The organism is Pseudarthrobacter oxydans (genome assembly GCF_013314975.1).
GTDB classification, from domain to species: domain Bacteria; phylum Actinomycetota; class Actinomycetes; order Actinomycetales; family Micrococcaceae; genus Arthrobacter; species Arthrobacter oxydans.
Genome location: NZ_JABTYH010000011.1, coordinates 43,193 through 65,690 on the forward strand (window position 1 = coordinate 43,193; position 22,498 = coordinate 65,690).

General features: G+C 66.3%; 22 protein-coding genes. 9 read left to right on the top strand and 13 right to left on the bottom strand.

Annotated features, from left to right (window positions below):
- The first annotated feature begins 88 nt into the window (after positions 1–88).
- Positions 89–424: a hypothetical protein gene (locus tag HTS88_RS09360; protein WP_174177680.1), complete on the top strand. Its 336-nt coding sequence runs from the start codon at positions 89–91 to the stop codon at positions 422–424.
- Positions 425–431: 7 nt separating this feature from the next.
- Here HTS88_RS09360 and HTS88_RS09365 read toward each other — a convergent pair whose 3' ends face one another.
- The 7 genes from HTS88_RS09365 to HTS88_RS09395 all read right to left on the bottom strand — a co-directional run bounded on the left by HTS88_RS09365 (position 432) and on the right by HTS88_RS09395 (position 9,370).
- Positions 432–1,049 (bottom strand): phosphatase PAP2 family protein, encoded by a 618-nt coding sequence (locus HTS88_RS09365; RefSeq protein ID WP_174177830.1) that lies wholly within the window; start codon positions 1,047–1,049, stop codon positions 432–434.
- Between the two features lie 9 nt (positions 1,050–1,058).
- A complete protein-coding gene (locus HTS88_RS09370) occupies positions 1,059–2,546 on the bottom strand; it encodes a dihydrolipoamide acetyltransferase family protein (protein WP_174177682.1) in 1,488 nt (495 codons plus the stop codon).
- Positions 2,547–2,567: 21 nt separating this feature from the next.
- Entirely contained in the window at positions 2,568–3,548 is a 981-nt protein-coding gene (locus HTS88_RS09375) for an alpha-ketoacid dehydrogenase subunit beta (RefSeq protein WP_174177685.1), read from the bottom strand.
- A complete protein-coding gene (gene pdhA, locus HTS88_RS09380; RefSeq protein ID WP_174177687.1) occupies positions 3,548–4,783 on the bottom strand; it encodes a pyruvate dehydrogenase (acetyl-transferring) E1 component subunit alpha in 1,236 nt (411 codons plus the stop codon). Before pdhA ends, HTS88_RS09375 begins: the two co-directional genes overlap by 1 nt.
- Positions 4,784–4,932: 149 nt before the next feature.
- The gene (locus HTS88_RS09385) at positions 4,933–6,051 is read right to left on the bottom strand and encodes a histidinol-phosphate transaminase (protein WP_174177689.1); all 1,119 of its coding nucleotides are present in this window, start codon (positions 6,049–6,051) and stop codon (positions 4,933–4,935) included.
- Between the two features lie 59 nt (positions 6,052–6,110).
- Positions 6,111–7,997, bottom strand: a complete 1,887-nt coding sequence (locus HTS88_RS09390) for a pectinesterase family protein (RefSeq protein ID WP_174177691.1) — start codon at positions 7,995–7,997, stop codon at positions 6,111–6,113.
- Positions 7,997–9,370 carry a pectate lyase family protein gene (locus tag HTS88_RS09395; RefSeq protein ID WP_174177693.1) on the bottom strand — a complete coding sequence of 458 codons (1,374 nt, stop codon included), beginning with the start codon at positions 9,368–9,370 and terminating at the stop codon, positions 7,997–7,999. The genes HTS88_RS09390 and HTS88_RS09395 overlap by 1 nt, the downstream gene beginning before the upstream one ends.
- A gap of 272 nt (positions 9,371–9,642) precedes the next feature.
- Between HTS88_RS09395 and HTS88_RS09400 the strand changes: the two genes are divergently transcribed.
- Complete coding sequence (locus tag HTS88_RS09400; protein WP_174177695.1) at positions 9,643–10,068, top strand: phage holin family protein; 426 nt, start codon at positions 9,643–9,645, stop codon at positions 10,066–10,068.
- A 9-nt stretch (positions 10,069–10,077) separates the two neighbouring features.
- On the opposite strand, the gene HTS88_RS09405 is transcribed toward HTS88_RS09400, so the two are convergent.
- Positions 10,078–11,448 carry an alpha/beta hydrolase family protein gene (locus HTS88_RS09405; protein WP_174177697.1) on the bottom strand — a complete coding sequence of 457 codons (1,371 nt, stop codon included), beginning with the start codon at positions 11,446–11,448 and terminating at the stop codon, positions 10,078–10,080.
- A complete protein-coding gene (locus tag HTS88_RS09410; RefSeq protein WP_174177699.1) occupies positions 11,449–11,751 on the bottom strand; it encodes a hypothetical protein in 303 nt (100 codons plus the stop codon).
- Positions 11,752–11,990: 239 nt separating this feature from the next.
- Between HTS88_RS09410 and purB the strand changes: the two genes are divergently transcribed.
- Positions 11,991–13,433, top strand: coding sequence for an adenylosuccinate lyase (purB, locus tag HTS88_RS09415; protein WP_174177701.1), 1,443 nt, complete (start codon positions 11,991–11,993; stop codon positions 13,431–13,433).
- 117 nt (positions 13,434–13,550) lie between these two features.
- Positions 13,551–14,228 carry a histidine phosphatase family protein gene (locus HTS88_RS09420; protein WP_174177703.1) on the top strand — a complete coding sequence of 226 codons (678 nt, stop codon included), beginning with the start codon at positions 13,551–13,553 and terminating at the stop codon, positions 14,226–14,228.
- Here the strand turns inward: HTS88_RS09420 and HTS88_RS09425 are convergent.
- From HTS88_RS09425 to HTS88_RS09435, 3 genes are all read right to left on the bottom strand, one after another.
- The gene (locus tag HTS88_RS09425) at positions 14,225–15,151 is read right to left on the bottom strand and encodes a serine/threonine-protein kinase (RefSeq protein ID WP_174177705.1); all 927 of its coding nucleotides are present in this window, start codon (positions 15,149–15,151) and stop codon (positions 14,225–14,227) included. The genes HTS88_RS09420 and HTS88_RS09425 overlap by 4 nt on opposite strands.
- Positions 15,148–15,441 carry a hypothetical protein gene (locus HTS88_RS09430; RefSeq protein WP_246256130.1) on the bottom strand — a complete coding sequence of 98 codons (294 nt, stop codon included), beginning with the start codon at positions 15,439–15,441 and terminating at the stop codon, positions 15,148–15,150. Before HTS88_RS09430 ends, HTS88_RS09425 begins: the two co-directional genes overlap by 4 nt.
- Positions 15,442–15,545: 104 nt before the next feature.
- Positions 15,546–16,058 carry a MarR family winged helix-turn-helix transcriptional regulator gene (locus tag HTS88_RS09435; RefSeq protein WP_174177707.1) on the bottom strand — a complete coding sequence of 171 codons (513 nt, stop codon included), beginning with the start codon at positions 16,056–16,058 and terminating at the stop codon, positions 15,546–15,548.
- Between the two features lie 154 nt (positions 16,059–16,212).
- Between HTS88_RS09435 and HTS88_RS09440 the strand changes: the two genes are divergently transcribed.
- From HTS88_RS09440 to HTS88_RS09460, 5 genes are all read left to right on the top strand, one after another.
- Positions 16,213–16,716 carry a GNAT family N-acetyltransferase gene (locus HTS88_RS09440; RefSeq protein WP_174177709.1) on the top strand — a complete coding sequence of 168 codons (504 nt, stop codon included), beginning with the start codon at positions 16,213–16,215 and terminating at the stop codon, positions 16,714–16,716.
- Between the two features lie 73 nt (positions 16,717–16,789).
- Positions 16,790–17,230, top strand: coding sequence for an acyl-CoA thioesterase (locus tag HTS88_RS09445; RefSeq protein WP_174177711.1), 441 nt, complete (start codon positions 16,790–16,792; stop codon positions 17,228–17,230).
- 176 nt (positions 17,231–17,406) lie between these two features.
- The gene (locus HTS88_RS09450) at positions 17,407–18,483 is read left to right on the top strand and encodes an extracellular solute-binding protein (RefSeq protein WP_174177713.1); all 1,077 of its coding nucleotides are present in this window, start codon (positions 17,407–17,409) and stop codon (positions 18,481–18,483) included.
- 44 nt (positions 18,484–18,527) lie between these two features.
- Positions 18,528–19,595 carry an ABC transporter ATP-binding protein gene (locus HTS88_RS09455; RefSeq protein WP_174177715.1) on the top strand — a complete coding sequence of 356 codons (1,068 nt, stop codon included), beginning with the start codon at positions 18,528–18,530 and terminating at the stop codon, positions 19,593–19,595.
- Entirely contained in the window at positions 19,592–21,412 is a 1,821-nt protein-coding gene (locus tag HTS88_RS09460) for an ABC transporter permease (RefSeq protein ID WP_174177717.1), read from the top strand. The genes HTS88_RS09455 and HTS88_RS09460 overlap by 4 nt, the downstream gene beginning before the upstream one ends.
- Here HTS88_RS09460 and HTS88_RS09465 read toward each other — a convergent pair whose 3' ends face one another.
- Positions 21,413–22,468: an FAD-dependent monooxygenase gene (locus tag HTS88_RS09465; protein ID WP_174177719.1), complete on the bottom strand. Its 1,056-nt coding sequence runs from the start codon at positions 22,466–22,468 to the stop codon at positions 21,413–21,415.
- Positions 22,469–22,498: the final 30 nt, after the last annotated feature.

Genomic DNA, 22,498 nt, shown 5'->3' on the forward strand with positions numbered 1-22,498 from the left:
GCGCGTTCCCGGCTCTACCCCGGCGATAAAATTGGAGGAGCCCCCAACGGTGCGGACACCCAGCATCCACCACCATCAAGGGGCCCCATTGATCACCCTCCAGCGCCGCCAGCTTGCCGGCCACGACATCCTCCTCGCCCGCCATGGCAACCACATCTGCTCCATGCGCGTTGACCGCAGCAACGACCGCGTCGTGGCTTTACTGGATGATGGCAGCGTGGACAGCGCCCCCAACCTCATCACGCCGGGGATCAAGCTCCCCGAGACGGTGGGCAGCGTGCTCCGGGAGGACTGGAAGCTCCTGACGGCCTGGGGCGGGATGGCAGCGGCCATGGCTGTCCTCATGACGGGTGCTGCCGTGGCCCTGGGTACCACCGCGGACCCGGCCACCCTTGAGATGCTGACCGCCTACACCGCCTACTGAGGCCGGGCTAAGCCACCATCCGGCCCTGGAGGGCGAACCAGATCCCGGCCATCACCACGCCGCCGAAGAGCGAACCGGCGACCACCTGCGCAACGGTGTGGGCGCGCAGCACCACCCTGGACCAGCCGACGGCAGGCACCAGGAGCAGCAGCGGGAGCCACGCCGGACCAAGCATGAGCACGCTGATCACTGCCGCCGAGGACATCGCCGCCGCATGCCCGCTGATCTTCCAGAACGGGCTGACTGCCGCCAGCACCACCACCCCTGCCACCACGGCGAGGACCATCACCACCACACTTTGCGGGGCGCCCGCTGCCGCCAGCACCAGGAGCCCGGCCAGGATGGAAGCCAGCGCCATCAGCAGCACGGGGGCACGCTGACGACGGTCGCTGACATGGTGGTCAGTGACTTTCCCCAGCCGGACGAGCATCAGCAGCAGGAACAGCGGAAGCACGCAGACGAACAGGGCTGCCAGCGCACCGTACCCCACTGTTCCGGGAAAGCCCGGCTGCGTTATGGGACTGATCAGCAGCTGGATGCTGACCACCACGGGCGGCTGGAAGGCCTCCGTCACCCATCGCGCGGCCCTGTTCTTCGCGCGGAGGGTGCTGCCGCTGATTGCCAGTGTCCTGTCCTAGTCGAGGAGGAGCGCGGGCTCCTCCAGGATGGCGGCGACGTCGGCCATGAAGCGGGCGGACAGGTCGCCGTCCACCACCCGGTGGTCGAACGATCCGCCCAGCGTGGTGATCCAGCGCGGGATCACTTCCCCGTCAAGGACCCACGGCTTCTGCTTGATGGTTCCGAAGGCCACGATGGCAACCTCGCCGGGGTTGATGATGGGTGTGCCGGTATCGATCCCCAGGGCTCCGATGTTGGTGATGGTCAGCGTGCCGCCCTGCATCTCGGCGGGCTTCGTCTTTCCGGACCGGGCCGTAACGGCCAGGTTGTTGAGCGCCAGTGCCAGTTCCTTCAGGGAAAGGTCCTGGGCGTTCTTGATGTTCGGCACCATCAGCCCCCGCGGCGTGGCTGCCGCAATGCCCAGGTTCATGTAGTGCTTGACCTGGATTTCCGCGCCGTCGGTTCCGTCGGCGTTGTCCACCCACGTGGCATTGACGCTGGGGTTCCGGGCAGCGGCCCAGATGACTGCCTTGGCGAGGATGAGCAGAGGTGAAACCTTGATGCCCTCGAAGTCCCGGGACGCCTTGAGCCTTTTGACGAACTCCATGGTGCGGCTGGCGTCCACGTCCACGAAGATGCTGACGTGCGGTGCCGCGAACGCGGAATCCACCATGGCCTTTGCGGTGGCTTTCCGGACGCCCTTGACGGGAATGCGCTCGATGCGCTGGTCCTGCGGCTTGCCCGCCTTGCCCCAGAACCCGTCCGCCTTGTCCAGTTCCGCGTCCCGCTGGGCCTGGTAGCTCACCAGGTCCTCGCGGGTCACCTCGCCGCGGGATCCGGTGGCCACCACGTCTGCCAGGTCGATGCCCAGGTCGCGGGCGATCTTGCGGACGGGGGGCTTTGCGAGCACGCGGCTGACCAGCCCGGTGATGGTGCCTCCCAGGGTGGGACGGTTGTCGACGTCGGCGCCCGGGCTTGTTGCCGGGCCCGGGTCCTGGGTCACTTCGGCCGGCGAATGGGGCTGGACGGGCTCCCCCTCCGGAGCGTTGCGCGAAAGGGAGGAGGAGGGGGACGTCTTCCGCGGCCGGCGCTTGACGGCGTCAGCCTTGGGGCCGGAGCCCACCAGGGGCCCGCCTGCCAGGGCACTTTCCGCGGCCTGCGCACTGTCTGCCGTGCCGCCGTCGGACGCTGGAAGCTTGCCGTAGAGCGGCTGCGCAGGAGCCTCAGGCGCGCGGACATCCGCCGGGGTGGGGTCTCCGGACACGTTGTCGCTGACGCTGATGATGGCGGTGCCCACGTCGATGGTCACCCCTTCCGGGACCAGCAGTTCAGTGACGGTCCCGGCGAAGGGCGAGGGAAGTTCCACGAGGGACTTGGCCGTCTCGATCTCGCAGAGGACGTCGTTGATGGCGACGGCGTCGCCCGGCTTGACCTTCCAGGAGACGATCTCGGCCTCGGTGAGCCCTTCGCCGACGTCAGGCAGGTTGAACTTGTTGAGAGTCATGGTGTCCTCGGTTGGGAAGCCTCAGTAGGAAAGGGCGCGGTCCAGCGCCTCCAGGATGCGGTCGATGTCCGGAAGGTAGTCTTCCTCCACCTTGGCAACGGGGTAGGGCATGTGGAAGCCGCCTACCCGGATGACCGGCGCCTCGAGCGAGTGGAAGGCCCGCTCGCTGATCCGGGCGGCGATTTCACCGCCGATTCCGCCGAAGGTGGGCGCCTCGTGGGCCACCACCAGCCGCCCGGTTTTCTGCACGGAGGCTGCGACAGTGTCGAAGTCCAGCGGGGAAATGGACCGCAGGTCGATCACCTCCACGCTGCGGCCGTCCTCTTCCGCGGCGTTCGCGGCCGCCAGCGCGACCGGCACCAAGGGGCCGTATGCCACGACGGTGGCGTCCGTCCCCTCGCGGAGGACGTGGGCCTTGAATGGATCCTCTGCCCGGCCCGGCGCGGCGGTGTCCACCTCGCCCTTGAGCCAGTAGCGGCGCTTGGGCTCGAAAATGATGACGGGATCCTGGCACTCCACGGCCTGCTGGACCATCCAGTAGGCGTCATGCGCGTTGGAGGGGGTGATGATGCGCAGGCCGGCAGTGTGGGCGAACAGTGCCTCCGGCGATTCGGAGTGGTGCTCAACGGAACCGATGCCGCCACCGTAGGGGATGCGGATGACTACCGGGACGGTGAGGTTGCCATTGCTGCGCGCGTGCATCTTGGCCAGCTGCGTGGTGATCTGGTTGAAGCCGGGGAAGACAAACCCGTCGAACTGGATTTCGCAGACCGGCCGGTACCCCCGGAGCGCAAGGCCGATGGCAGTTCCGATGATTCCCGATTCAGCCAGCGGCGTGTCCACCACCCGGTCGGGGCCGAACTCGCCGATCAGGCCGTCCGTGACGCGGTAGACCCCGCCCAGCGGACCAATGTCCTCCCCCATCAGCAGGGACTTTGGATTGCTGGCGAGTGTCTCGCGAAGGCCCTCGTTGATGGCCTTGGCAATGGTCATGGTTGTCATTAGTGGCCTGCCTTTGCTGCGGGCTGTCCGGAAGGTTCGGCCGGCAGGTCTCCGCCTTCGAACCCTGCGGTGTATTCCTCAAACCATGCGAGCTCCTCCGCCACCAGGGGATGCGCCTCGGCGTAGGTGTTGGCGAAGGCGGAGCGGATGTCCGGGGTTTCAAGGTCATGGGTGGTGCGTCGGACGTACGCGGCGAGTTCGTCGCCGTCGGCCTTCACTTTCGCGAAGAACGCGTCGTCGGCCAGGCCTTCGGCGCGCAGGTACTTTTCCACTCGGGCAAGCGGATCCTTTGCCCGCCACGCGTCTTCCTCTGCGGAGTGGCGGTACTTTGTGGGGTCGTCCGCGGTGGTGTGGGCGCCCACCCGGTAGGTGAAGGCCTCGATCAGGACAGGGCCCTTGCCCTGGCGGGCGTGTTCCAGGGCCCATTCGGTGACGGCGTGGACCGCGATGACGTCGTTGCCGTCCACCCTGATCCCCGGGAAGCCGTAGCCCTTGGCGCGGTTGGACAGCGGCACGCGGGTCTGGACATTGGTGGGGACGGAGATGGCCCAGTGGTTGTTCTGGCAGAAGAACACGACGGGCGCGTTGTAGGAGGAGGCGAAGACCATTGACTCGTGGACGTCCCCCTCGGAACTGGCCCCGTCACCGAAGTAGGCGATGACCGCGGCTTCGTCCCCACTGCCCTGCGCTGCCGCCAGCTTCTGGTCGCGCTGGATGCCCATCGCATAGCCGACGGCGTGGAGCGTCTGGGCGGCCAGGACCAGGGTGTAGAGGTGGAAGTTCGTGTCCTTGGGGTTCCAGCCGCCGTTCGACACTCCGCGGAACTGCCGGAGGAGCTCGGCAAGGTCCACGTTGCGGGTGTAGGCGACGCCGTGCTCACGGTAGGTGGGGAAGATGTAGTCCTGTGGCCGGCTGGCCCTGCCGGAGCCGATCTGTGCGGCCTCCTGGCCGGTCAGCGGGACCCAAAGCGCGAGCTGTCCCTGCCGCTGCAGCGCGGTGGCTTCCACGTCGAAGCGCCGGATGGCCGCCATGTCCGCGTAAAGGCCGCGGAGAACCTCCGGGGTAACCTTCTCCGCGTACCCGGTGAAGACGGGGTCGAAGCCCAGCTTCCCGTCGGGGCCCAGGAGCTGGACCATCTGCGCGGGGGGCTCGCCCATGACCGCCTCGGCATCAGCCTCACGCTGGTCGTCTACCGCTGTTCCGTCGAACTCGGTGGAAGGCAGATGTGTGCCCATACCGTCTCCTCGCTTGCCGCATGCGGATGCAGTGCAATGTCGCTGGGATATATGCCTCAAGAGGAATAGATTCCCGGCGCGGCATATATATTGCTTTACTGATCCTAACTTTATCTTCAGTAGGTACGCGCCGAGCTACTTGTTAAGCGCTAGGAACCCCGTGGCGCGTTTGTATAGTTCGCACACAGCTGGAGGAACCTGGTGTTGGCCTCCACCTCGCCGATGCTCACCCGCACCCCTTCGCCGGGGAACGCCCGCACTGACAGCGCCTGGGTGCCCGCAAGTTCAGCAAATCCGGCACTGTGTTCGCCCAGGTCCAGCCATACGAAGTTCCCCTGCGCGTCAGGAACAGCCCAGCCAAGGCTCCGCAGCCCCGCCGTGACACGCTCGCGTTCCTCCACCAGGCTTTGTACCCTTTCTACAACCTGGGGGTAGTTCTGCAGCGAAACAATCGCGGCCGTCTCGGCAATCTGGGACACGGCAAAGGGAGTGGCTGCCACCCTGATGTGCTGCGTCAGGACGGGGCTGGACACGCTGTAGCCGACCCTGAGCCCGGCCAGGCCGTGTGCCTTCGAGAAGGTCCGGAGCACCACCACATTGGGAAATTTGCGGTACATGGCAAGCCCGTCCACGGCATCTTCAGACCTGACGAATTCCTGGTAGGCCTCATCGATTACCACCACCACGTGCGGTGGGACGCGCCTGATGAATTCCTCTGTTTCGGCAGTGCCCAGGACGGGTCCGGTGGGATTGTTGGGTGTGCACAGGAGGACCATTCTGGTCCGGGCGGTCACGGCTGCCGCCATGGCCCGGAGGTCATGCCTGCCGTCGGCAGTGACGGGAATGCGCACGCTTTTGGCCCCGGAGAGTCCCACGCTGATGGGGTACGCCTCGAAGGAGCGCCAGGCGTAGACCACTTCGTCCGGTGTGCCGTCGTCGTTCCGTCCGGCAAACGTGGCCAGAAGCTGGTTCAGTGCGCCCAGGCTGCCCGCGCCAGTGACAATATCCTCGGCGGGCACGCCCAGGAAGCCGGACAATTCCGCGCGCAGCCTGCTGCTGAGCGGATCGGGGTACCGGTTGAAGTCGGCCTGGTGCGCTATGGCCTCAAGGACAGCGGGTAGCGGGGGCAGCGGGTTTTCATTGGAGGACAGCTTGTAGCTGGCCATCCCGTCAACGGCGGCGGGCGGCTTCCCAGCGGCATAGCGCGGCAGGCCGGCCACCACGGGACGGGGCTGGACACCACCCGTGAGGGTCTCAGAAGACGTCATGCAGACCAGCCTACTTCCCGTGCTGCACGAGGGAAGCAGGCTGGTCGCATGCTCTTGGCCTAGGCGCCGGACGGTGCTGCGGCGCTGTCCGCCCTGGTGCCCGCCAGCTGCGGCGCCCAGCCGTCCGTGCCGCGCAGGTAGGCCTCCAGCGTGTACTCCCCGGCCAGGGCCGGGTCGAGCTGGGGCCGCGTGGGGGTGACCCGGGATCCCGGACCGTTGTTGTTGAGTTCGTGGAAGCGCGCTTCCTGCCAGGAGAATCCGCTCATGTCCGTCCAGGGCTGACCGGAGATGTGGGCGCCCAGCCAGGAGTCCCTGATGAGCACCTGGGCAACCGCCTCCACGTCGCCGCTCGGGTGCCAGGGACGGCCCAGGTGGACGGTGCCTGCCGCGGCATCCGAGACGAACCGGCAGCCCGTGAACAGGTAGCCGTGTTTGATCTGGATGTTGAGGCTGCCGGCCGACACGTAGCCGTTGTTGCTGTCAGATCCCCGGTCCAGGGACCGGATCTCGCAGCCGGAAAACACCGCCGTACCCCGGCCGAAGATGAAGTCCACGTCCCCTTCTACGTAGCAGTCGCTGAAGAAGAACCGTGACTGCACTCCCCGGGCAGGCGAATCAACCAGCAGGGTGTCCTGGTTTCCCAGGCACCGGACATTGCGCAGGACCGCCCGGTCGCCCGTCAGGAAGAGCGCCACCGCCTGCCGGTTCTTCATCTCCTGGTTGGCGGCTTCGTCGAAGTCGTTGCTGAACGTGAGGTTCGCCGCCGTGAAATCCGCCCCGTCAATCCGCACGCTGGCGCTTCCGCCCGTGCCATAAGGTCCGGTGCCGTCAGGCTTCGCGGTGCCGGAGGCGTTGTTGTAGACCAGCACAACATCCCCGGCCCTCTCCCCCAGACCAATGAACGAAATCCTGGGCTTGTTGGCCGGCACCCTGATGAGTTCCCGGTAGGTTCCGGGAGCGATGCGTATCTGCGTGCGATGGGTGCTTCCGGCCGGGACGGCGTCCACGGCTGCCTGCACGGTCCGGAACACGGATGCTGCCCCGACCTCCAGGACCACGGGCTTGTCGACGGGACGTTCGCTGGGCCAGTGGATTCCGCCGAGGGGGTCTAGCTGGGCATCAACATGCTGGAAGTATCCCGGCGGGACTGCCTGCTGCGCCTGCAGCTCCGAGGCCACCAGCCCGGCCACGGCAAGGGCACCTTCCGCCTGGAAGTGGGTGTTGTCCGCCACGCCCTCCGGGTACTGCGGATATTGGCCGGGCGACGCATAGAGGAAGTGCGACTTTGTCCCTTCCGGGCCGAGCTTCTGCCACAGGTCCTTGGAGGAGGCGGTGAGATCCACGAGGGGCGTCCCCGTCGCAGCGGCAAGCTCCCGGACAGCCTGGGGGTAGGCGCCGTGCGAATCCTGGGCAACGCCGAGCGCGCTGAACCGCCGACGTTCTACAGGCGTGACCAGCACCGCCTTCGCGCCGCGGGCCCTGGCACTGTCGATGTACTTCTGCAGGTATTCCTTGAACGTGGTCTGGGGGTCTGTGCCCCTGGCCGGATCCTGGACCTTCTCGTCATTGTGTCCGAAAGAAATCAGCAGGTAATCCCCCGGCTGGAGCATTGCCGCCACCTCATCGAGGAGGCCGGCGTCGGCGAAACTCTTGGACGACGCGCCCGACCATGCGTAGTCGAACACCTCCGCCTGCGGCCCCAGCAGCAGGGGGAGCGCCTGGCCCCAGCCTGCGCGGGGCCGTTCCGACTGCTGGTAGGCCGACGAGGTTGAGTCCCCCACCACGAAGATCACCGGACGGGTCCGGCCCTGCGGGGACGCATTGGCGGGGCGGACGGCGGCCTGCGAGCGCGCAGCGCCCGGTCCGGAGATTACCGCCGCGGCCGTCGCTGCTCCTGCCGCAACAGCAGCCAGGATTGAACGGCGGCTGGGCTTGAGGCGTCGCATCAGTTGGCCTCCCCAGCCGTAAAGACGGGCCCGACGGCGTCCGCGAGAAGGGCGGGAACGGCCTGGGCGGCGTTCACATGGGTCCGCAGCACCGGCGTCCAGCTGTCATCGGCACCCAGCTGACGGTCCGCCGGAGCAGCTGCGTTGTAGGCTGCCCGCAGATCGACGATTTTGCCGTTGACCGCGTTTCCGGTGGTGGCGATGGCCTTGCCCTTGAAATAGGCGATAAGCGAGGCGACGGGGGTACCTGCGGGAAGGGTAAAGGCGTTGGCCTCAGCGTAGAGGTGCGATTCCACCCCTGCCCCGAAGGTATATCCGTAGGGGACCTCAGAGTCAGCGGAGGCCTTGAAGTGGTTGTTGTAGACGTCCACCTGGCCGTAGCGGACCCGCGGTGCCCGCTGGCCCACGTTCTCAAACACGTTGTGGTGGATTGTTACGCGCAGCTTGCCGGCGTCACCCCGGTTGGTGGAATCCGTGGATCCGATGAGCAGGAGCTTGTCATGGTCGGAGAACCGGTTGTAGGACATGGTGACGAGGTCCGAGCCGTTGGTGACGTCAACCGCTCCGTCATGGACCTGGTAGGGCCGGCCGAAGTAGCTGGGCTGGGCGCTGTCCAGGTTGGGGGCGTCGGTGAAGTGGGAATGGTCAACCCAGACGTTGGTGGAACCGTTGATGATCTGCAGCAGGTCATACTCACTGTTCCAGTTGCCGGTGGCGCCGTCGGTCGGATCCCAGGCCGGAAAGCAGTCTGCCGCATCGCGCACGGTGAGGTTCCGGAAAATCACGTTCCCGGCGCGGTTGATCCGCAGTACTGCACCCGTGATGCTGCTGTCCGGGCCAGCGCCCACAATGGTGGTGTTGCTCGGGATGTCCCAGCGGATGGTGGCGGCCTGCTTGGCCGCTGCTGCGCGCCGCGCAGTTTCCTGGGCGCCCTCAGGTTCCCTGGTTGTCCCATACCGGGCGGGATCGAAATCATAAAGGTACTGCGCCAGGGAATAGCCGGTGCCGCTGGCATAGTCTTCACAGCTGAGCGGAGAGCCGCTCGCGTCCACGTTGGCCGCGATGTCCCCGTGGACCCGGATGACCTTCGGGTCCGTGCCGCCACTTGCGAAGGCGGCCAGGAGTTCGGTTTTGCTGGAAACGTCGTACACGCGGTCCGCGCCGGCGGTGGACCCGCCGGTGGTGCCGGCACCCGCCGCCGCCCAACCGTCGTTTTCCGGCAGTACTTGGCGTTCGAGCGGCTGCCGGGCGGTCTGGGCTGTTGGGTCCGCCTGCGGCGCGGGCGATGCCAACGCGGGGGCTGGTGCTGCCAGCAGTGAAACGGCAAGGGCCGCCACCACAGACACGGGTGTTAGGGGCTTCTTGTGACGCATGATCTCTCTTCCTCCATTGGAACGAACCACGCTTCGGCACAGGCGACGGCCTGCACGTCGGAAAGCGATTTCTCTACTATGAGAAACCGCTTTCTGAATGTCAAGGCCTTAGTTGATCCTTGACAAAGGAATTGCAGCGTTGTCACAGTGGCATGCAAGCGTGTGACAGTCGCTGCGGGAGGGTGCCTGCGCAGGGCCGACTCCAGCCGACGCCCCGAGGGGACAGCCGTCTCCTGCACCTGGCTCACAGGCAGGTGTGAAAACATGGGCGCATGCTCTCTTTCATTGGCCGCGTCCTCATCAACGGGTTGGCACTGTGGATTGCAAGCTGGATCCTTCCCGGGTTGGAAATCTCCACAGCGGCAACAACAGACGCGGTAGCCCAGACGGGTGTCTCGCAGGGAACGGACGTGGCCGGAACGGCTTTGGCGTATGTGTTCATCGGCCTGATTTTTGGCTTGGTGAATGCGTTCATCCGCCCGCTGGTGAGCTTCCTGTCCCTTCCGATCACCATCCTCACGCTGGGCCTCTTCACCATCGTCATCAGTGCCGCCATGCTGTACCTGACCTCCTGGATCAGCAGTTTCACACCGGTGCACTTCACCATCGATTCGTTCTTCTGGACGGCCGTGTTCGCTGCCATCATCATCACCCTGATCTCGCTGGTGGCCGGCCGGATTACCGGAGTGCGCCGCTAACAGGCCTGCCTACCGCCCGCCATGCCCGCGTTCCCGCCGGCGGAGGTCCGCGGCGTGGAGATGTGACGCAGGCGCCGGTGTCCGTGCCAGGGAAAACCGCATGGCCGTTGCCGCGCCCCCGGCGCCGAGGACAGCACCCAGCGCGGCAGTGGACTGCACCAGCGACGGATCGGAGCTTGCTGACACCAGCCGGGCGCCGTCCTGGTAAGTAGTGAGGGTGTGGCCGGTGCCGAGGCCGCCCTCCCCGTCCACTGCCCTGGGGGCATGGCCCATGGACACGGTCACACGGCCCTTCGTGTCCGGATTGGGTGCACCGTCGGAGCCCGGCACCCAGTCTGCGCGATGCTCGAGGTGAAGAGACTGCACTCCCGGCGCGGCGTTGATCCCGGCGACAGGGGAACCCGCCGTCAGGACGTACCGCAGGTCGTATTGCCGGAGAAACCGGGGATCTGCAGCCAAATTCATGGCGTGAATCCCACCTTGGCTGTATCCCACGGCAACCACCGGGTCTCCCTGCCCGGCACCTGCGGCATTCAAAGCCTGCAGGGCCGCAATGTTCATTTCGTCCGAGCCGTAGAGCATCGCCTCACCCACCCCCACCTCGTCAAGGGGATTGGCACCGCCGGCGCCCAATAGTTCGGGCTGCGTGCCTGGAATCACCACAACATAGGCACTTTCTCCTCCCACCTGGACCTGGATGACCTCGATGAATCCCGGGCCACGGGCATCGATGAGGCGGATGCGCTCCAGCAGGCCGGCCGGGGAGGAGTCGAGATCAACGGAAACCGTCTCTTGGCGGTCCAGGACGAGGGGACGGTTGAACGCGCCTGCGTCCTCCAGCACCTCCCACGGCCAGGGTTCCCTTTCAATGCGCATCTTCACTCCCTGGGCGTCGAGTCCGAGGGACGCGACGAGTGTTTCCATCGTCCTCTCGTCAGCGGCGCCTGTGATTGACGCATTCACAAGGGCATTGCCGAGGTCTCCAATACTCATCATCCCCAAGGACCGCTCCATGGCTGCCCTCGCCTCCGCCATTTCGTACTCCTGCCTGCACGCCCGGACCTGGCTGCTGATGCGCTGGAGTTCGGTCCGCACGGCCTGGAGGCTCCGTTCTGACTCGCCCACCGCGCTCAGGGCCATGGTCCCGGTCCACCGGGGCTGGTCCTGGAACGGAATGAGCTCTTCCCAAATGCGGCGGGCCTCGGCCTCCACCCCGGCAAGCCGTCCCGCCAGGGCATCCACTTTTTCCGCGCCCGCGGCCAGCTCCTCCAGCTGGAAGCTGATGCCGCCCACCCCGCCCCGGATTGTGAGGGGGCCGTCCTGTTCCGGGCCGGTGACCCGGACAGGGCCGCCGGTGCCGGACGGCGTCGCCTCGGCCATCTAGAACCTGCCGCCGTATGAGCAGCCGGCAACCAGGGTCTCGCGGCTGTGCCGTTCCACGGCCGCCTTTGCTTCCATCAATGATTCGAGGGAGCGCCGCAGGGCCGCCGCCTGCAGAGCCACGGTGTCCCGGTAGGCCCGCCCTGCCGGCGACTCCCACTGCAGGAGCTGGATGTCCCTGAATCCCGCAAGCACTTCCTCTCCCCGAACCACGCAGGCCGCCACACGGGCAGCCAGCTGGTCCACCTGGGAAACCCGGTGCAAGTCGGCCTGCAGGTCCGCCCCTGCCTGCTCAATGCTCACCCTTCCGCCCCACGGACGCCCCGCACCGCCGCCACAAGTCCCGTTCCCATCCCGCAACTGTCCCTTCCATGCCGCCCCACTTCCGTAGCGCCCGCCAGGACACACCGCCCGGCCCTCTTCCCTTCCCCGACGCTACGGAAGGACTGTCCCGGGCTGTAGGGCCGCCGTCGGCTATGTGGACAAGTAACGTGGATGACCGCCGCTTAAGGGGCCGCCGGAGTTCGTGAAAGAATCAGCACATGCCTGAAACTGCCGCCACAGCTGACACCCGTACGCCCTCAGGACGCCTGGCCCTTGCCGCGTCCCCGGAAAAGATCGCGCTCGGCCCGCTGGACGGCCGCTACCAGTCAGCCGTCGCGCCCCTGGTGGACTACCTCTCCGAGGCGGCCCTCAACCGTGACCGTGTTGCTGTGGAAGTTGAATGGCTGATCCACCTCACCAGCAACAACGTCCTTCCGGGCGCCGGGCCGCTGACCGCCGCACAGCAGGACCAGCTGCGGGCCATCGTGACCGAATTCGACGCCGGCTCGGTGGCCGAACTCGCGGACATCGAAGCCGTCACGGTCCACGACGTCAAGGCTGTGGAGTACTACATCGGCCGCCGCCTGCCGGCCATCGGCATCGAAAACCTGACCGCGATGGTCCACTTCGGCTGCACCTCCGAGGACATCAACAACCTGTCCTATGCGCTGGGCGTCAAGGGCGCCGTGGAGGACGTGTGGCTGCCGGCCGCACGCTCGCTGGTAGCCCAGATCAGCGCAATGGCCGAGGAAAACCGCGCGGTCCCCATGCTGTCCCGCACGCACGGCCAGCCCGCCACGCCCACCACGCTGGGCAAGGAACTTGCGGTCATCGCGCACCGGCTCACCCGCCAGCTGGACCGGATCGAGAAGACTGAATACCTGGGCAAGATCAACGGCGCCACCGGCACCTACGCCGCCCACGTGGCGTCCGTGCCCGGCGCTGACTGGCAGCAGGTCTCCAAGTCCTTCGTGGAGGGACTGGGCCTGGCCTGGAACCCGCTCACCACCCAGATCGAGAGCCACGACTGGCAGGCGGAACTGTACGCCGACGTCGCCCGCTTCAACCGGATCCTGCACAACGTCTGCACGGATATCTGGAGCTACATCTCGATCGGCTACTTCGCCCAGATCCCGGTTGCCGGCGCCACCGGCTCCTCCACCATGCCGCACAAGGTGAACCCGATCCGCTTCGAGAACGCGGAGGCCAACCTCGAAATCTCGTGCGGACTGCTGGACGTCCTGGGGTCCACGCTGGTGACTTCCCGCTGGCAGCGGGACCTCACCGACTCCTCCAGCCAGCGCAATATCGGCGTGGCATTCGGCCACTCACTGCTGGCAATCTCGAACGTTGCCAAGGGCCTGGAGCGCCTGGACGTGGCTGAAGATGTGCTGGCCGGAGACCTGGACACCAACTGGGAAGTCCTGGGTGAAGCCATCCAGATGGTCATGCGCGCAGAGGCGATCGCCGGCGTCGAAGGCATGGAAAACCCCTACGAACGCCTCAAGGACCTCACCCGCGGCCAGCGGGTGGACGCCGCCCGCATGCAGGAATTCGTACAGAGCCTCGGCCTGTCACCAGAAGCCGAGGCCCGGCTTCTGGCGCTGACGCCCGGCAAGTACACCGGCATCGCGGACCAGCTGGTGGACCACCTCAAGTAGCTCCCGCTGCAGTACCGCGGATGGCAGTAGAGTACGACGGCGGCGCCGGGCTCCCAAGGGGCCCGGCGCCTTCCGGTGCGGGTCATCCAACCGTGCCGGAAGTGCGAGACTGGAAGCATGAAGTTGCTGCTCATCCGCCACGGACAAACCCCCGGTAACGTGCTCGGCCAGCTGGACACTGAGCACCCGGGGCCCGGCCTCACAGAACTGGGCAAACGCCAGGCCGAGGCGATGGCCCGCTCGCTGGCGAACGAACCCATCGGCGCCCTGTATGCGTCCACACTGATCAGGACCCAGATCACAGCTGCACCGCTGGGCCGGTTGCATAGCCTGGAGGTCGAGGTGCTGGACGGCCTGCACGAGATCGAAGCCGGGTCCCTGGAGAAGCTCACGGACGAGGAGTCCCACAAGCGCTACATGGGAACTGTCTTCTCCTGGGCGGCGGGGGACCTGGACCGGAGGATGCCTGCCGGCCCTGACGGCCATACCTTCTTTGACCGCTTTGACGCCGCCATCCGCCGGGTGGTGGAGCGGGCGCTCGACCAGCGGCACGAGGCGGCGGCCGTCGTGAGCCATGGCGCTGCCATCCGGACCTGGGCGGGACGCCGGGCGGAGGACGCGGACCATGAGTTCGCGGCACGGCATGTGCTGGCCAATACCGGGATCGTGGCGCTGGAAGGCGACCCGGACCGCGGCTGGAAACTGCTCCACTGGGACGGCAGCCCGGTGGGCGGTCTCGCCCTGGCCGATCCCACCGCGGAAGACCCCACCGGGCAGGACACCGCCGGGTCTTAGGTCAGCTGCCGGATCCGGCGGGCGGGAAAAACCGCCATTCTGCGGCAGGGGCTGCTGGCCTGGTCGACGGGTACGGGCATGAGCCGCGCGGCCATGCCCGCGGCCTCCGCCGCCGTCGGCCTTCCCGCACTGTCCATAGCGGTCAGGGACCGGATGAAGGAAGACCAGCCGGGACCCAAGGAATCCGGCACCTGGGGACTGCGGAGGGTCCTGGCCACGAGCGACTCGATGGCCGTCCCGGGAAACGCCTTGGATCCGGTGAGGAGCTCCAGGAGCACCAGACCCATAGCGTAGACGTCCCAGGAAGGACGAACGGGTCCTCCCGAGGCCTGCTCGGGGCTCATGTAGTGCACAGTTCCTGATGAGACACCCGGTTCCGCAGGTGAGCCTGCGGCCGCGACGATGCCGAAGTCGACAATGCGCACCGGGCTCCGCCGCAGGCCGCTCAGCATCAGGTTGGCGGGTTTGATGTCCCGGTGGACCAGCCCTTCTCCGTGAAGGTGGGCCAGGGCTTCGAAGAGCCCGCGCGCCCAGCCGGCGACGGCGTCGGGATGGTGCCGGCTGTTGCGGACCGCCTCCGAAAGGCTCGGGCCCAGGGCGAGCTCCTCCACCAGGAACGGCCGCCCCGCCAGCGGTGTTCCGGCGGGGACAACACCCAGTCCGATAAACCTGACAATCGAAGGGTGGCTGAGGGCGGCCAGGACCGCGGCCTCATTGCTGATCCTCTCGAAATGCTTCGCGGAGTCGTCAACTGCCACTTTGACGGCCACATCCGGGCCGCCGTCAAGGTCGGCGGCCCGGAAAACCTGGGCCAGCGTGCCGCGGCCCAGGAGGTCCCTGAGCTGGTAGCGGCCCGCCACCACGGGCCCGCCCAGGGCGTGCTCGCCTGGTGGCTGCCTGTGCGCCGGGGAGGGGGCGCTCATGCGGAGAGGGCCGCGGTGTTCGGCAGGTCCACAGCGGTTCCGGCCTGGAATGCGCGGGCATAAGGGGAGCGGATCCACGCGTCCAGCTGGAAGCCGCAACCGCAGCGCCACACGGGCGGGAGCTGGACGGGACCGCCATCCTCAGGTTCGAACGAGTAGACGACGGCGGCTGGCCCCACAGCGGGAGTAACCAGGTCCATAGCGGTTCCGCAATGGAAGGCGGCGCCGCTGCCCGCGCCGTCCGACGGCCACTGCGTGCTGGAGGCAGGGCTCGTCGCAGAAGACTCCAAGGGCAAAAGCTCAGTAAAGGTAACCAACACGCTCACGACTCCGGAGGTAAATGTTCGGGATTATTCGTAAGCATACATATTGCTAGTCAATCTAGCTAGTCAGGCTAGATACTTTTTTCGTCCGGGTGTGACTTCTGGAGCGCTTCGGTCATCCGGCCCAGAAACTCCACCACAACCCGCGCCTCGTCCGCCGAGAGGCCCTCGGCTACCGCCATCATTTCGCGGTGCATATTGCCAAGGGTCAGGCGCACCTCCCTGTCGGACTCGACGGTGGGGACCACAATGACGGAACGCCTGTCGGTGGGGTGGGCCTCGCGGCGGACATGCCCGCTGGCCACGAGCCGGTCGATAAGGGATGTGGTGGAAGCGCTGGTGATGCCGAGGAACTGGCTGATGTCCTTGGGCACGACGGACTTTCCGGAGGCCTGCACCCGCAGCAGGTAGCGAAGGGCCAGAATATCCGTCTCCCCCATTCCCATGGAGTCGCGGGTGGAGCGGCGGACCGCCGTTTCAGCGGTCCGGTAGTCCCGCAGGGACTTCAACACCGCGGCGCTGTAATCCAACTGACCGTCGGGCCCGTACCAATACCCGGAACCCTCATTACCCGTAGAACGCATGCAATCATATTAGACCAGCTGATAACTAGGCAGCCAAGTAACTTGCAGGAGGCGGGTCGCGATGCGTTCTCCGGGAACTAACCGGCAGGAAACACCGGCGTAACCGCCCCCTCCTAGCCTAGGTTTGCATAACCCTTCGGCGAAGCGAGGCAGAATGCAGACCAACCCGCGGTTGAACATCAGGCAGGTGCCCTGGTCAAACCCCGTAGGCGCTGACCTGAGGCGCGCGCAGCAGGCCGAACTCGACGCCCGCTTCGGTACCCCTGACCACGAACCCGGCCCGCCGCCGTCGAGCGCGGACTGTGCCGTCTTCCTGGTGGCCTACGACAAAGGCTCGGGCCAACCCGTGGGGTGCGGCGGGCTGCGGATGATCGACGCCACCACCGCGGAGATCAAACGCCTGTATGTCCTCCCCTACACCCGCGGCTCAGGCGTGGCCAGCTCGATACTGGCGGCCCTCGAGGCAGAAGCGTTCAAGCTTGGTTACACGCGCATCAAGGCCGAAGCGGGATCTGCCCAGCCGGACGGCCGGAACTTCTACGAAAACTCGGGATTTGAGGCCGTTCCCAACTTTGGGCCCTACATTGGGGTGGCGCACTCGTACTGCTACGCCAAGAGCATCAATGCCCGCAGCGCCGCCCAGACCGCCATGGCCTAGGCCGGCGTCCCGTCACCCGGGGCGGACGTCGTCACAGTGGGTGCCGCTGCAGCGCCTCGGCTAACCTCGCCCTATGGAAACAGCAGACATCACCTTCCGCACCCGCAAGTGGGTCCGGCCCGAGGACCTGAACGCAAACGGGACGCTGTTCGGCGGCAGCCTGCTGAAGTGGATCGACGAGGAAGCGGCCATCTACGCGATCCTCCAGCTGGGTAACGGGCGCGCCGTCACGAAGTACATCTCGGAGATTAACTTTGTCAGCTCCGCGGTGCAGGGCGACCTGATCGAAATGGGGCTGACTGCCACGCGCTTCGGCCGGACATCCCTGACCATGCGCGCCGAGGTCCGCAACATGATTACCCGCCAGAGCATCCTCACCATCGAGGAAATCGTCTTCGTGAACCTCAGCCCGTCAGGGAGGCCGGAGCCGCACGGCTACACGGAAATCACCTACGACCGGGACAGGATCCCCACCCACCACCTGACGGAGACACTCACTGGAGACGCACAGTAACCGCTGACGCTTCACCGCCTGTTTACCCGCACGCCCCCGGCCGTTCCTTTGACTGGACCAGAGTAACCAGCCGGGCTGTTTATCGAATCGATAGCCATAACAGCCGTGAATTCCGCCTGCCCGGCGTTAGGCTTGCCGGACATGCTCCGATTCCAGTCCAGAAATGAGTCCAGATCGTGCGTACATTGAAGACTTTGGTTGCCGCCGCCGTCGCCGTCACCCTTCTTGCCGGATGCGGAGGAGGTGGCGCATCGCCCGCGGCGTCAGGTGATGCCTCCTCAGCCCCGGCTGGCGGATCCGGGGACACCCTGGTGGTTTACACCAACTCCAACGGCGAGGGCCGCGGGGAATGGTGGACCGCCAAGGCCGCCGAGGCCGGCTTCAAGATCGAGATCGTCGGCGCGGGCGGTGCTGATGCCACCAACAAGCTGATCGCGGAGAAGAACAACCCGATCGCCGACGTCGCGTTCGGGCTCAACAACATGTACTTCTCGCAGATCCAGGCCGAGGACGCCCTGGAGGCCTACGAACCGTCGTGGGCGGGCGAGGTGGACAAGGAACTGGGCGACGGTGAAACATACTGGCCGCTGGTCAAGCAGGCCATCCTCCTCGGCTACAACTCGGACAAGATCCCGGCGGACAAAGCGCCGCAGGACTGGACCGACCTGTGGACCAAGGACGAGTTCAAGGACCGCTACGAGCGGGTAACCGGCCTGGGCACCGCAACGGCACAACTGGTCTTCGCCGGCATCCTCAGCCGCTACCAGGACGACTCCGGCGACCTTGGGGTCTCGGACGAAGGCTGGAAGCAGGTGGAGCAGTACTTCCAGAACGGCAGCCCCGCCGTTGCGAAGACCGACCTCTTTGCCCGGATCGCGTCCGGTGAAGTGGACATGGGCCAGATGCCGTCCTCGATCATCGCCGAGCGCGAAAAGTCCTTCAACGTCAACGTGGAAACAGTGGTCCCGTCCGTTGGCGTCCCGCTGGCCGTGGAACAGATCGCCCTGGTGAAGGGCACGGAAAAGAAGGAACAGACCCAGAAGTTCATCGACTGGTTCGGCAGCGCCGAAGTGCAGGGCGAGTTTGCCCAGCAGTTCAACGCGATGCCGGTGAACAAGGAGGCCGCGGCCCAGGCCAATCCGGAGGTGGTGGACTTCTTCGCGGACCTCAAGCAGCAGGACATCGACTGGGACTTCGTGCAGGAAAACATGGGCGCCTGGGTGGAAAAGATCGAACTCGAGTACATGACGTAACCCGGCTCCGTCCACCCCGTTTCGATTCACCAGACAGGTTTGCCATGATCCGCTTGGACAACATCGAAGTTTCCTTTGGTGATTTCACCGCCATCCCGAGCCTTGACCTGCACGTACTCCCGGGGGAGTTCTTCACCCTCCTGGGGCCGTCCGGCTGCGGGAAGACGACGGCGCTGCGCACGCTGGCGGGCTTCATCCAGCCCTCCAGCGGCACAGTGCACGTTGACGGCAAGGACGTCACCCGGCTTCCCAGCGACAAGAGGCAGGTGGGCATGGTGTTCCAGAACTATGCCCTCTTCCCCAGCATGAGCGTGTGGGAAAACATCGCCTTCGGGCTGCGGGTCCGGAAGGAAAAACCTGCGGACAGCGACCGCCTGGTCCGGGACATTGCCCGGCGGGTGGAACTCAGCGATGAACAGCTGTCCAAGAACGTCGCTGAGCTGTCCGGCGGGCAGCAGCAGCGCGTGGCGGTGGCGAGGGCCCTGGTGCTGCGGCCCAAGATCCTCCTGCTGGACGAGCCGCTGTCCAACCTGGATGCCAAGCTGCGCCACCAGCTCCGCCAGCAGCTCAAGGACTTGCAGAGCGAGTTCGGGATCACCACGGTGTACGTCACCCACGACCAGGACGAGGCCCTGGCCATGAGCGACCGGGTAGCCGTGTTCAACAAGGGCGTGGTGGAGCAGGTGGGGACGCCGCAGGAGATCTACGACCATTCGGCCACGGAGTTCGTCTGCAACTTCATCGGGGACAGCTCGGCCTTGACGCCGGAGTTCGTAGCGGAGCTGAACCGGCTCTCAGGGGCGGGGCTCAGCCCGGACGCCAACTCCTACCTGCGGGTGGAAAAGGCGTCCTTGAGTCCCGCGACTGAAGGAGGGGCCGCCGTCGGACTTCCCGGCACGGTGGTGTCCCGCACCTACCACGGCCTTCACAGCCGGTACGTGGTGCGCAGCCACGGCGCCGACATCCGCCTCCTGGTGAAGGAAGAAGGCGGCGCCCACCACGGACCCGGCACCGAAACCACTGTGTACCTGCAGCCTGCCCACGTTCTGCAGTACCACCCGGACACAGGCGCCGCCCTTCGGCAGCGGGACCCTGCAGCAGTCCTGCCATGAGCAGCACGGCGGTTCGCGCCATGGTCCGCTCCCCCTTCGTACTGATCGTGGGGGCCGTCCTGACCTGGTTCATCGCGGCATTCCTGGTCTGGCCCAACATCAACGTCCTGATCGCGACGTTCTTCCCGGACGGCAGCTTTTCCGGGCGGGCCGCGGAAAAGCTCTTCTCGTCCCAGCGCGCCATGAAGGCGCTGGGCAACAGCTTCCTGCTGGCGGTGGCCTTGTCCATCACGGTGAACCTGGTGGGCGTGTTCATTGTCCTGGTGACGCACTACTTCCGGATCCGCGGTTCCAGGATCCTTTTCCTGGGGTATGCGTCCACCTTCATCTACGGCGGCATCGTCCTGGCTGCCGGATACAAGTTCATCTACGGGGACAAGGGAATTGTCACGTCCCTGCTGGTCAAGGTGTTTCCCGGCATGGACCCCGCGTGGTTCTCCGGTTTCTTCGCCGTCCTGGTAGTGATGACGTTCGCCACCACCACCAACCACATGCTGTTCGTGGCCAACGCCCTGAAAGGCGTTGACTACCAGACCATTGAAGCGGCCCGGAACCTGGGGGCGTCCACCTGGACCATCCTGCGGCGGATCGTGCTGCCGATGCTTAAGCCGACCCTGTTCGCCGTCACCATCCTGTCCTTCCTGACCGGGCTCGGCGCCCTGAGCGCTCCGCAGGTGCTCGGCGGACGCGACTTCCAGACCATCACCCCGATGATCCTGACGTTCACCAACAGCCCCACCTCGCGGGACCTGGCGGCGCTGCTGGCCGTGATCCTGGGCCTGGCCACCATCCTGATGCTCGCCGTGATGTCCCGGCTGGAAAAGGGCGGCACGTACTTTTCGGTGTCCAAGGTGTCCTCGGCGCTGCAGAAGCAGGACATCACCAACCCTGTGGCCAACGTGGTGGTCCACGCGGTGGCCTACCTGCTGTTTGCGGTGTACACGCTGCCGGTGGTGCTGATTGTGCTGTACTCCTTTGCCGACGGCGCCGCGATCCAGACGGGCGAGCTGGCGTTTGGCAGCCTTACGCTGGAGAACTACCAGCGGGTCCTGACCCAGCAGTCCGGGCTGCGGCCGTTCATTGTGAGCGTGGTGTACAGCGCCCTGGCGGCATTGATCGCCGTGGGCGGGCTCCTGTTTGTGGCCCGGCTGCTGCAGAAGTACAAGAACTGGGTAGCCTCGGTCTTCGAATACCTGCTCCACATTCCGTGGATCCTGCCGTCCGCGCTCCTGGCCCTGGGCCTCATCATCAGCTACGACCACCCCAATCCCCTGGTGGGCGGGGCAGTCCTCACCGGGACCACCGTGATCCTGCTGATCGCTTTTGTCACAGTCAAGATCCCGTTCACGCTGCGCATGCTCAAGGCGTCCTTCGCCTCGGTCAACTCCTCCTTGGAGGAGGCTGCGGCCATCATGGGCGCCAAGACCCTGTACGTCTTCCGGCGGATCCTCCTGCCGCTTGTGCTCCCGGCGGCCGCCGCCATCACGGCGCTGAACTTCAACAGCCTGCTGGACGACTACGACACCGCGATCTTCCTGGCCCACCCCCTGGTCCAGCCGCTGGGCCTGGTCATCAAGGCCAATACCGACGGCGCGGAGGGCGTTGACGGAGTCGCCAACACGTTCGTCTACACGGTGCTGCTGATGGTCATCACCGGTGTGACCATGTATCTCGTCTATGGCCGCTCCAGCCGGGAGCGGTCCCGGAAGAAGAAGCTGCCAGCCGTCCCGCCGGCCTCCCAGGTTCCCGGTCCGGGGCTTCCCGGAACGCCGGTGGCCGGGGAGGACGCCGCGCAGCCTGCAGCTCCCGTGCGCTGATCAGCCGGCGGAACCGCTGACGACGGCGGCGCGGGCGTTCCGCCGTCGGGCCAGCTTGAGGAGGCCGTCACGCAGCGGCTGGGCACCGTCCGCAAAGGCGACGCGCCCCATGGCAGAGGACGCCAGGCTGAGGGCGCGGGTCCTTGGCCGACGCTGCCGGTCGTAGGCACGCAGTGCGTGGCCTTCGGGCAGCGTGTTGAGGAGGTCAGCCAGTGTTACGGCATCCACCAGCGACTCGCAGGCGCCGCGCCCCAGGGTGGGCAGCATGGCGTGGGCGGCATCGCCGATGAGCACGGTCCGCCCGCGGACGTAGGAGCCAAGATGTGGAACTGTCCAGATCCGCTGGACCAGGCATGCTTCGGGCGTGGCTGCGGCCAGCGTGCGGCGGATGGCGGGCGCGTGGCTGGAATAGCGCTCCCGGGCGTATTCCAGGGCTGATGCTGCGTCAATTCCGTACGGGCCCATCGCGGACCGGTAGCTGGCCCACCAGAAGGACCCTCCCCGGGCGGCAGCCATGCCGAACAGGTCGCCGCGGCCCCAGTATTCGCCCACCTCGTCCTGGCTGACCGGAGCAGGCAGGGTCCCGCGGAGGGCGAGATACGGGGTGAGGCGGGCCTCCGTTCCGGCGCCCCAGACCTCCCGCCGGACTGCGCTGTGCACGCCGTCAGCACCGACCACTAGGCTGCCGTCGTCGGGAAGTGACCTGACGGTGCTGGTGATCCGGCGGACGGTTCCCGGGACGGCACCGTCCAGCAACCGCAGCAGGTCAGCCCGGGAAATGCCAAACATCTCCCCCGCGTTGACGGTGATCCAGGGCTCTCCCTGGGCGTCACGGACCGATCCGCTGCCGAGCACCGGGCTGACCGCCCGCGCCTCTTCAAGGACTCCCAGCCGCGCAAGGGCACGTTGGGCGTTGGGCCACATCCCCAGCGCGTGGCCCACGGCCGGCAGCCCAGGCCGTTTCTCGTACAGCGTCACCTGGAACCGGCTGTGGTCCAGGGCCGCGGCCAGCGCCAGGCCGGCAATGCCGCCGCCAACAATCGAGATTGTGTCCATGCACGTAATTTTACTACTTTTGTAGTGATC

Excerpts from the sequence above, each read along its gene's own strand:
- HTS88_RS09445 (WP_174177711.1), top strand. The coding sequence starts at position 16,790 with ATGGAAACAGCAGACATCACCTTCCGCACCCGCAAGTGGGTCCGGCCC.
- HTS88_RS09405 (WP_174177697.1), bottom strand. The coding sequence starts at position 11,448 with ATGGCCGAGGCGACGCCGTCCGGCACCGGCGGCCCTGTCCGGGTCACC.
- HTS88_RS09375 (WP_174177685.1), bottom strand. The coding sequence starts at position 3,548 with ATGACAACCATGACCATTGCCAAGGCCATCAACGAGGGCCTTCGCGAG.
- HTS88_RS09370 (WP_174177682.1), bottom strand. The coding sequence starts at position 2,546 with ATGACTCTCAACAAGTTCAACCTGCCTGACGTCGGCGAAGGGCTCACC.
- HTS88_RS09455 (WP_174177715.1), top strand. The coding sequence starts at position 18,528 with ATGATCCGCTTGGACAACATCGAAGTTTCCTTTGGTGATTTCACCGCC.
- HTS88_RS09385 (WP_174177689.1), bottom strand. The coding sequence starts at position 6,051 with ATGACGTCTTCTGAGACCCTCACGGGTGGTGTCCAGCCCCGTCCCGTG.
- pdhA (WP_174177687.1), bottom strand. The coding sequence starts at position 4,783 with ATGGGCACACATCTGCCTTCCACCGAGTTCGACGGAACAGCGGTAGAC.
- HTS88_RS09400 (WP_174177695.1), top strand. The coding sequence starts at position 9,643 with ATGCTCTCTTTCATTGGCCGCGTCCTCATCAACGGGTTGGCACTGTGG.
- HTS88_RS09440 (WP_174177709.1), top strand. The coding sequence starts at position 16,213 with ATGCAGACCAACCCGCGGTTGAACATCAGGCAGGTGCCCTGGTCAAAC.
- HTS88_RS09460 (WP_174177717.1), top strand. The coding sequence starts at position 19,592 with ATGAGCAGCACGGCGGTTCGCGCCATGGTCCGCTCCCCCTTCGTACTG.
- HTS88_RS09395 (WP_174177693.1), bottom strand. The coding sequence starts at position 9,370 with ATGCGTCACAAGAAGCCCCTAACACCCGTGTCTGTGGTGGCGGCCCTT.
- HTS88_RS09465 (WP_174177719.1), bottom strand. The coding sequence starts at position 22,468 with ATGGACACAATCTCGATTGTTGGCGGCGGCATTGCCGGCCTGGCGCTG.
- HTS88_RS09435 (WP_174177707.1), bottom strand. The coding sequence starts at position 16,058 with ATGCGTTCTACGGGTAATGAGGGTTCCGGGTATTGGTACGGGCCCGAC.
- HTS88_RS09420 (WP_174177703.1), top strand. The coding sequence starts at position 13,551 with ATGAAGTTGCTGCTCATCCGCCACGGACAAACCCCCGGTAACGTGCTC.
- HTS88_RS09390 (WP_174177691.1), bottom strand. The coding sequence starts at position 7,997 with ATGCGACGCCTCAAGCCCAGCCGCCGTTCAATCCTGGCTGCTGTTGCG.
- purB (WP_174177701.1), top strand. The coding sequence starts at position 11,991 with ATGCCTGAAACTGCCGCCACAGCTGACACCCGTACGCCCTCAGGACGC.
- HTS88_RS09425 (WP_174177705.1), bottom strand. The coding sequence starts at position 15,151 with ATGAGCGCCCCCTCCCCGGCGCACAGGCAGCCACCAGGCGAGCACGCC.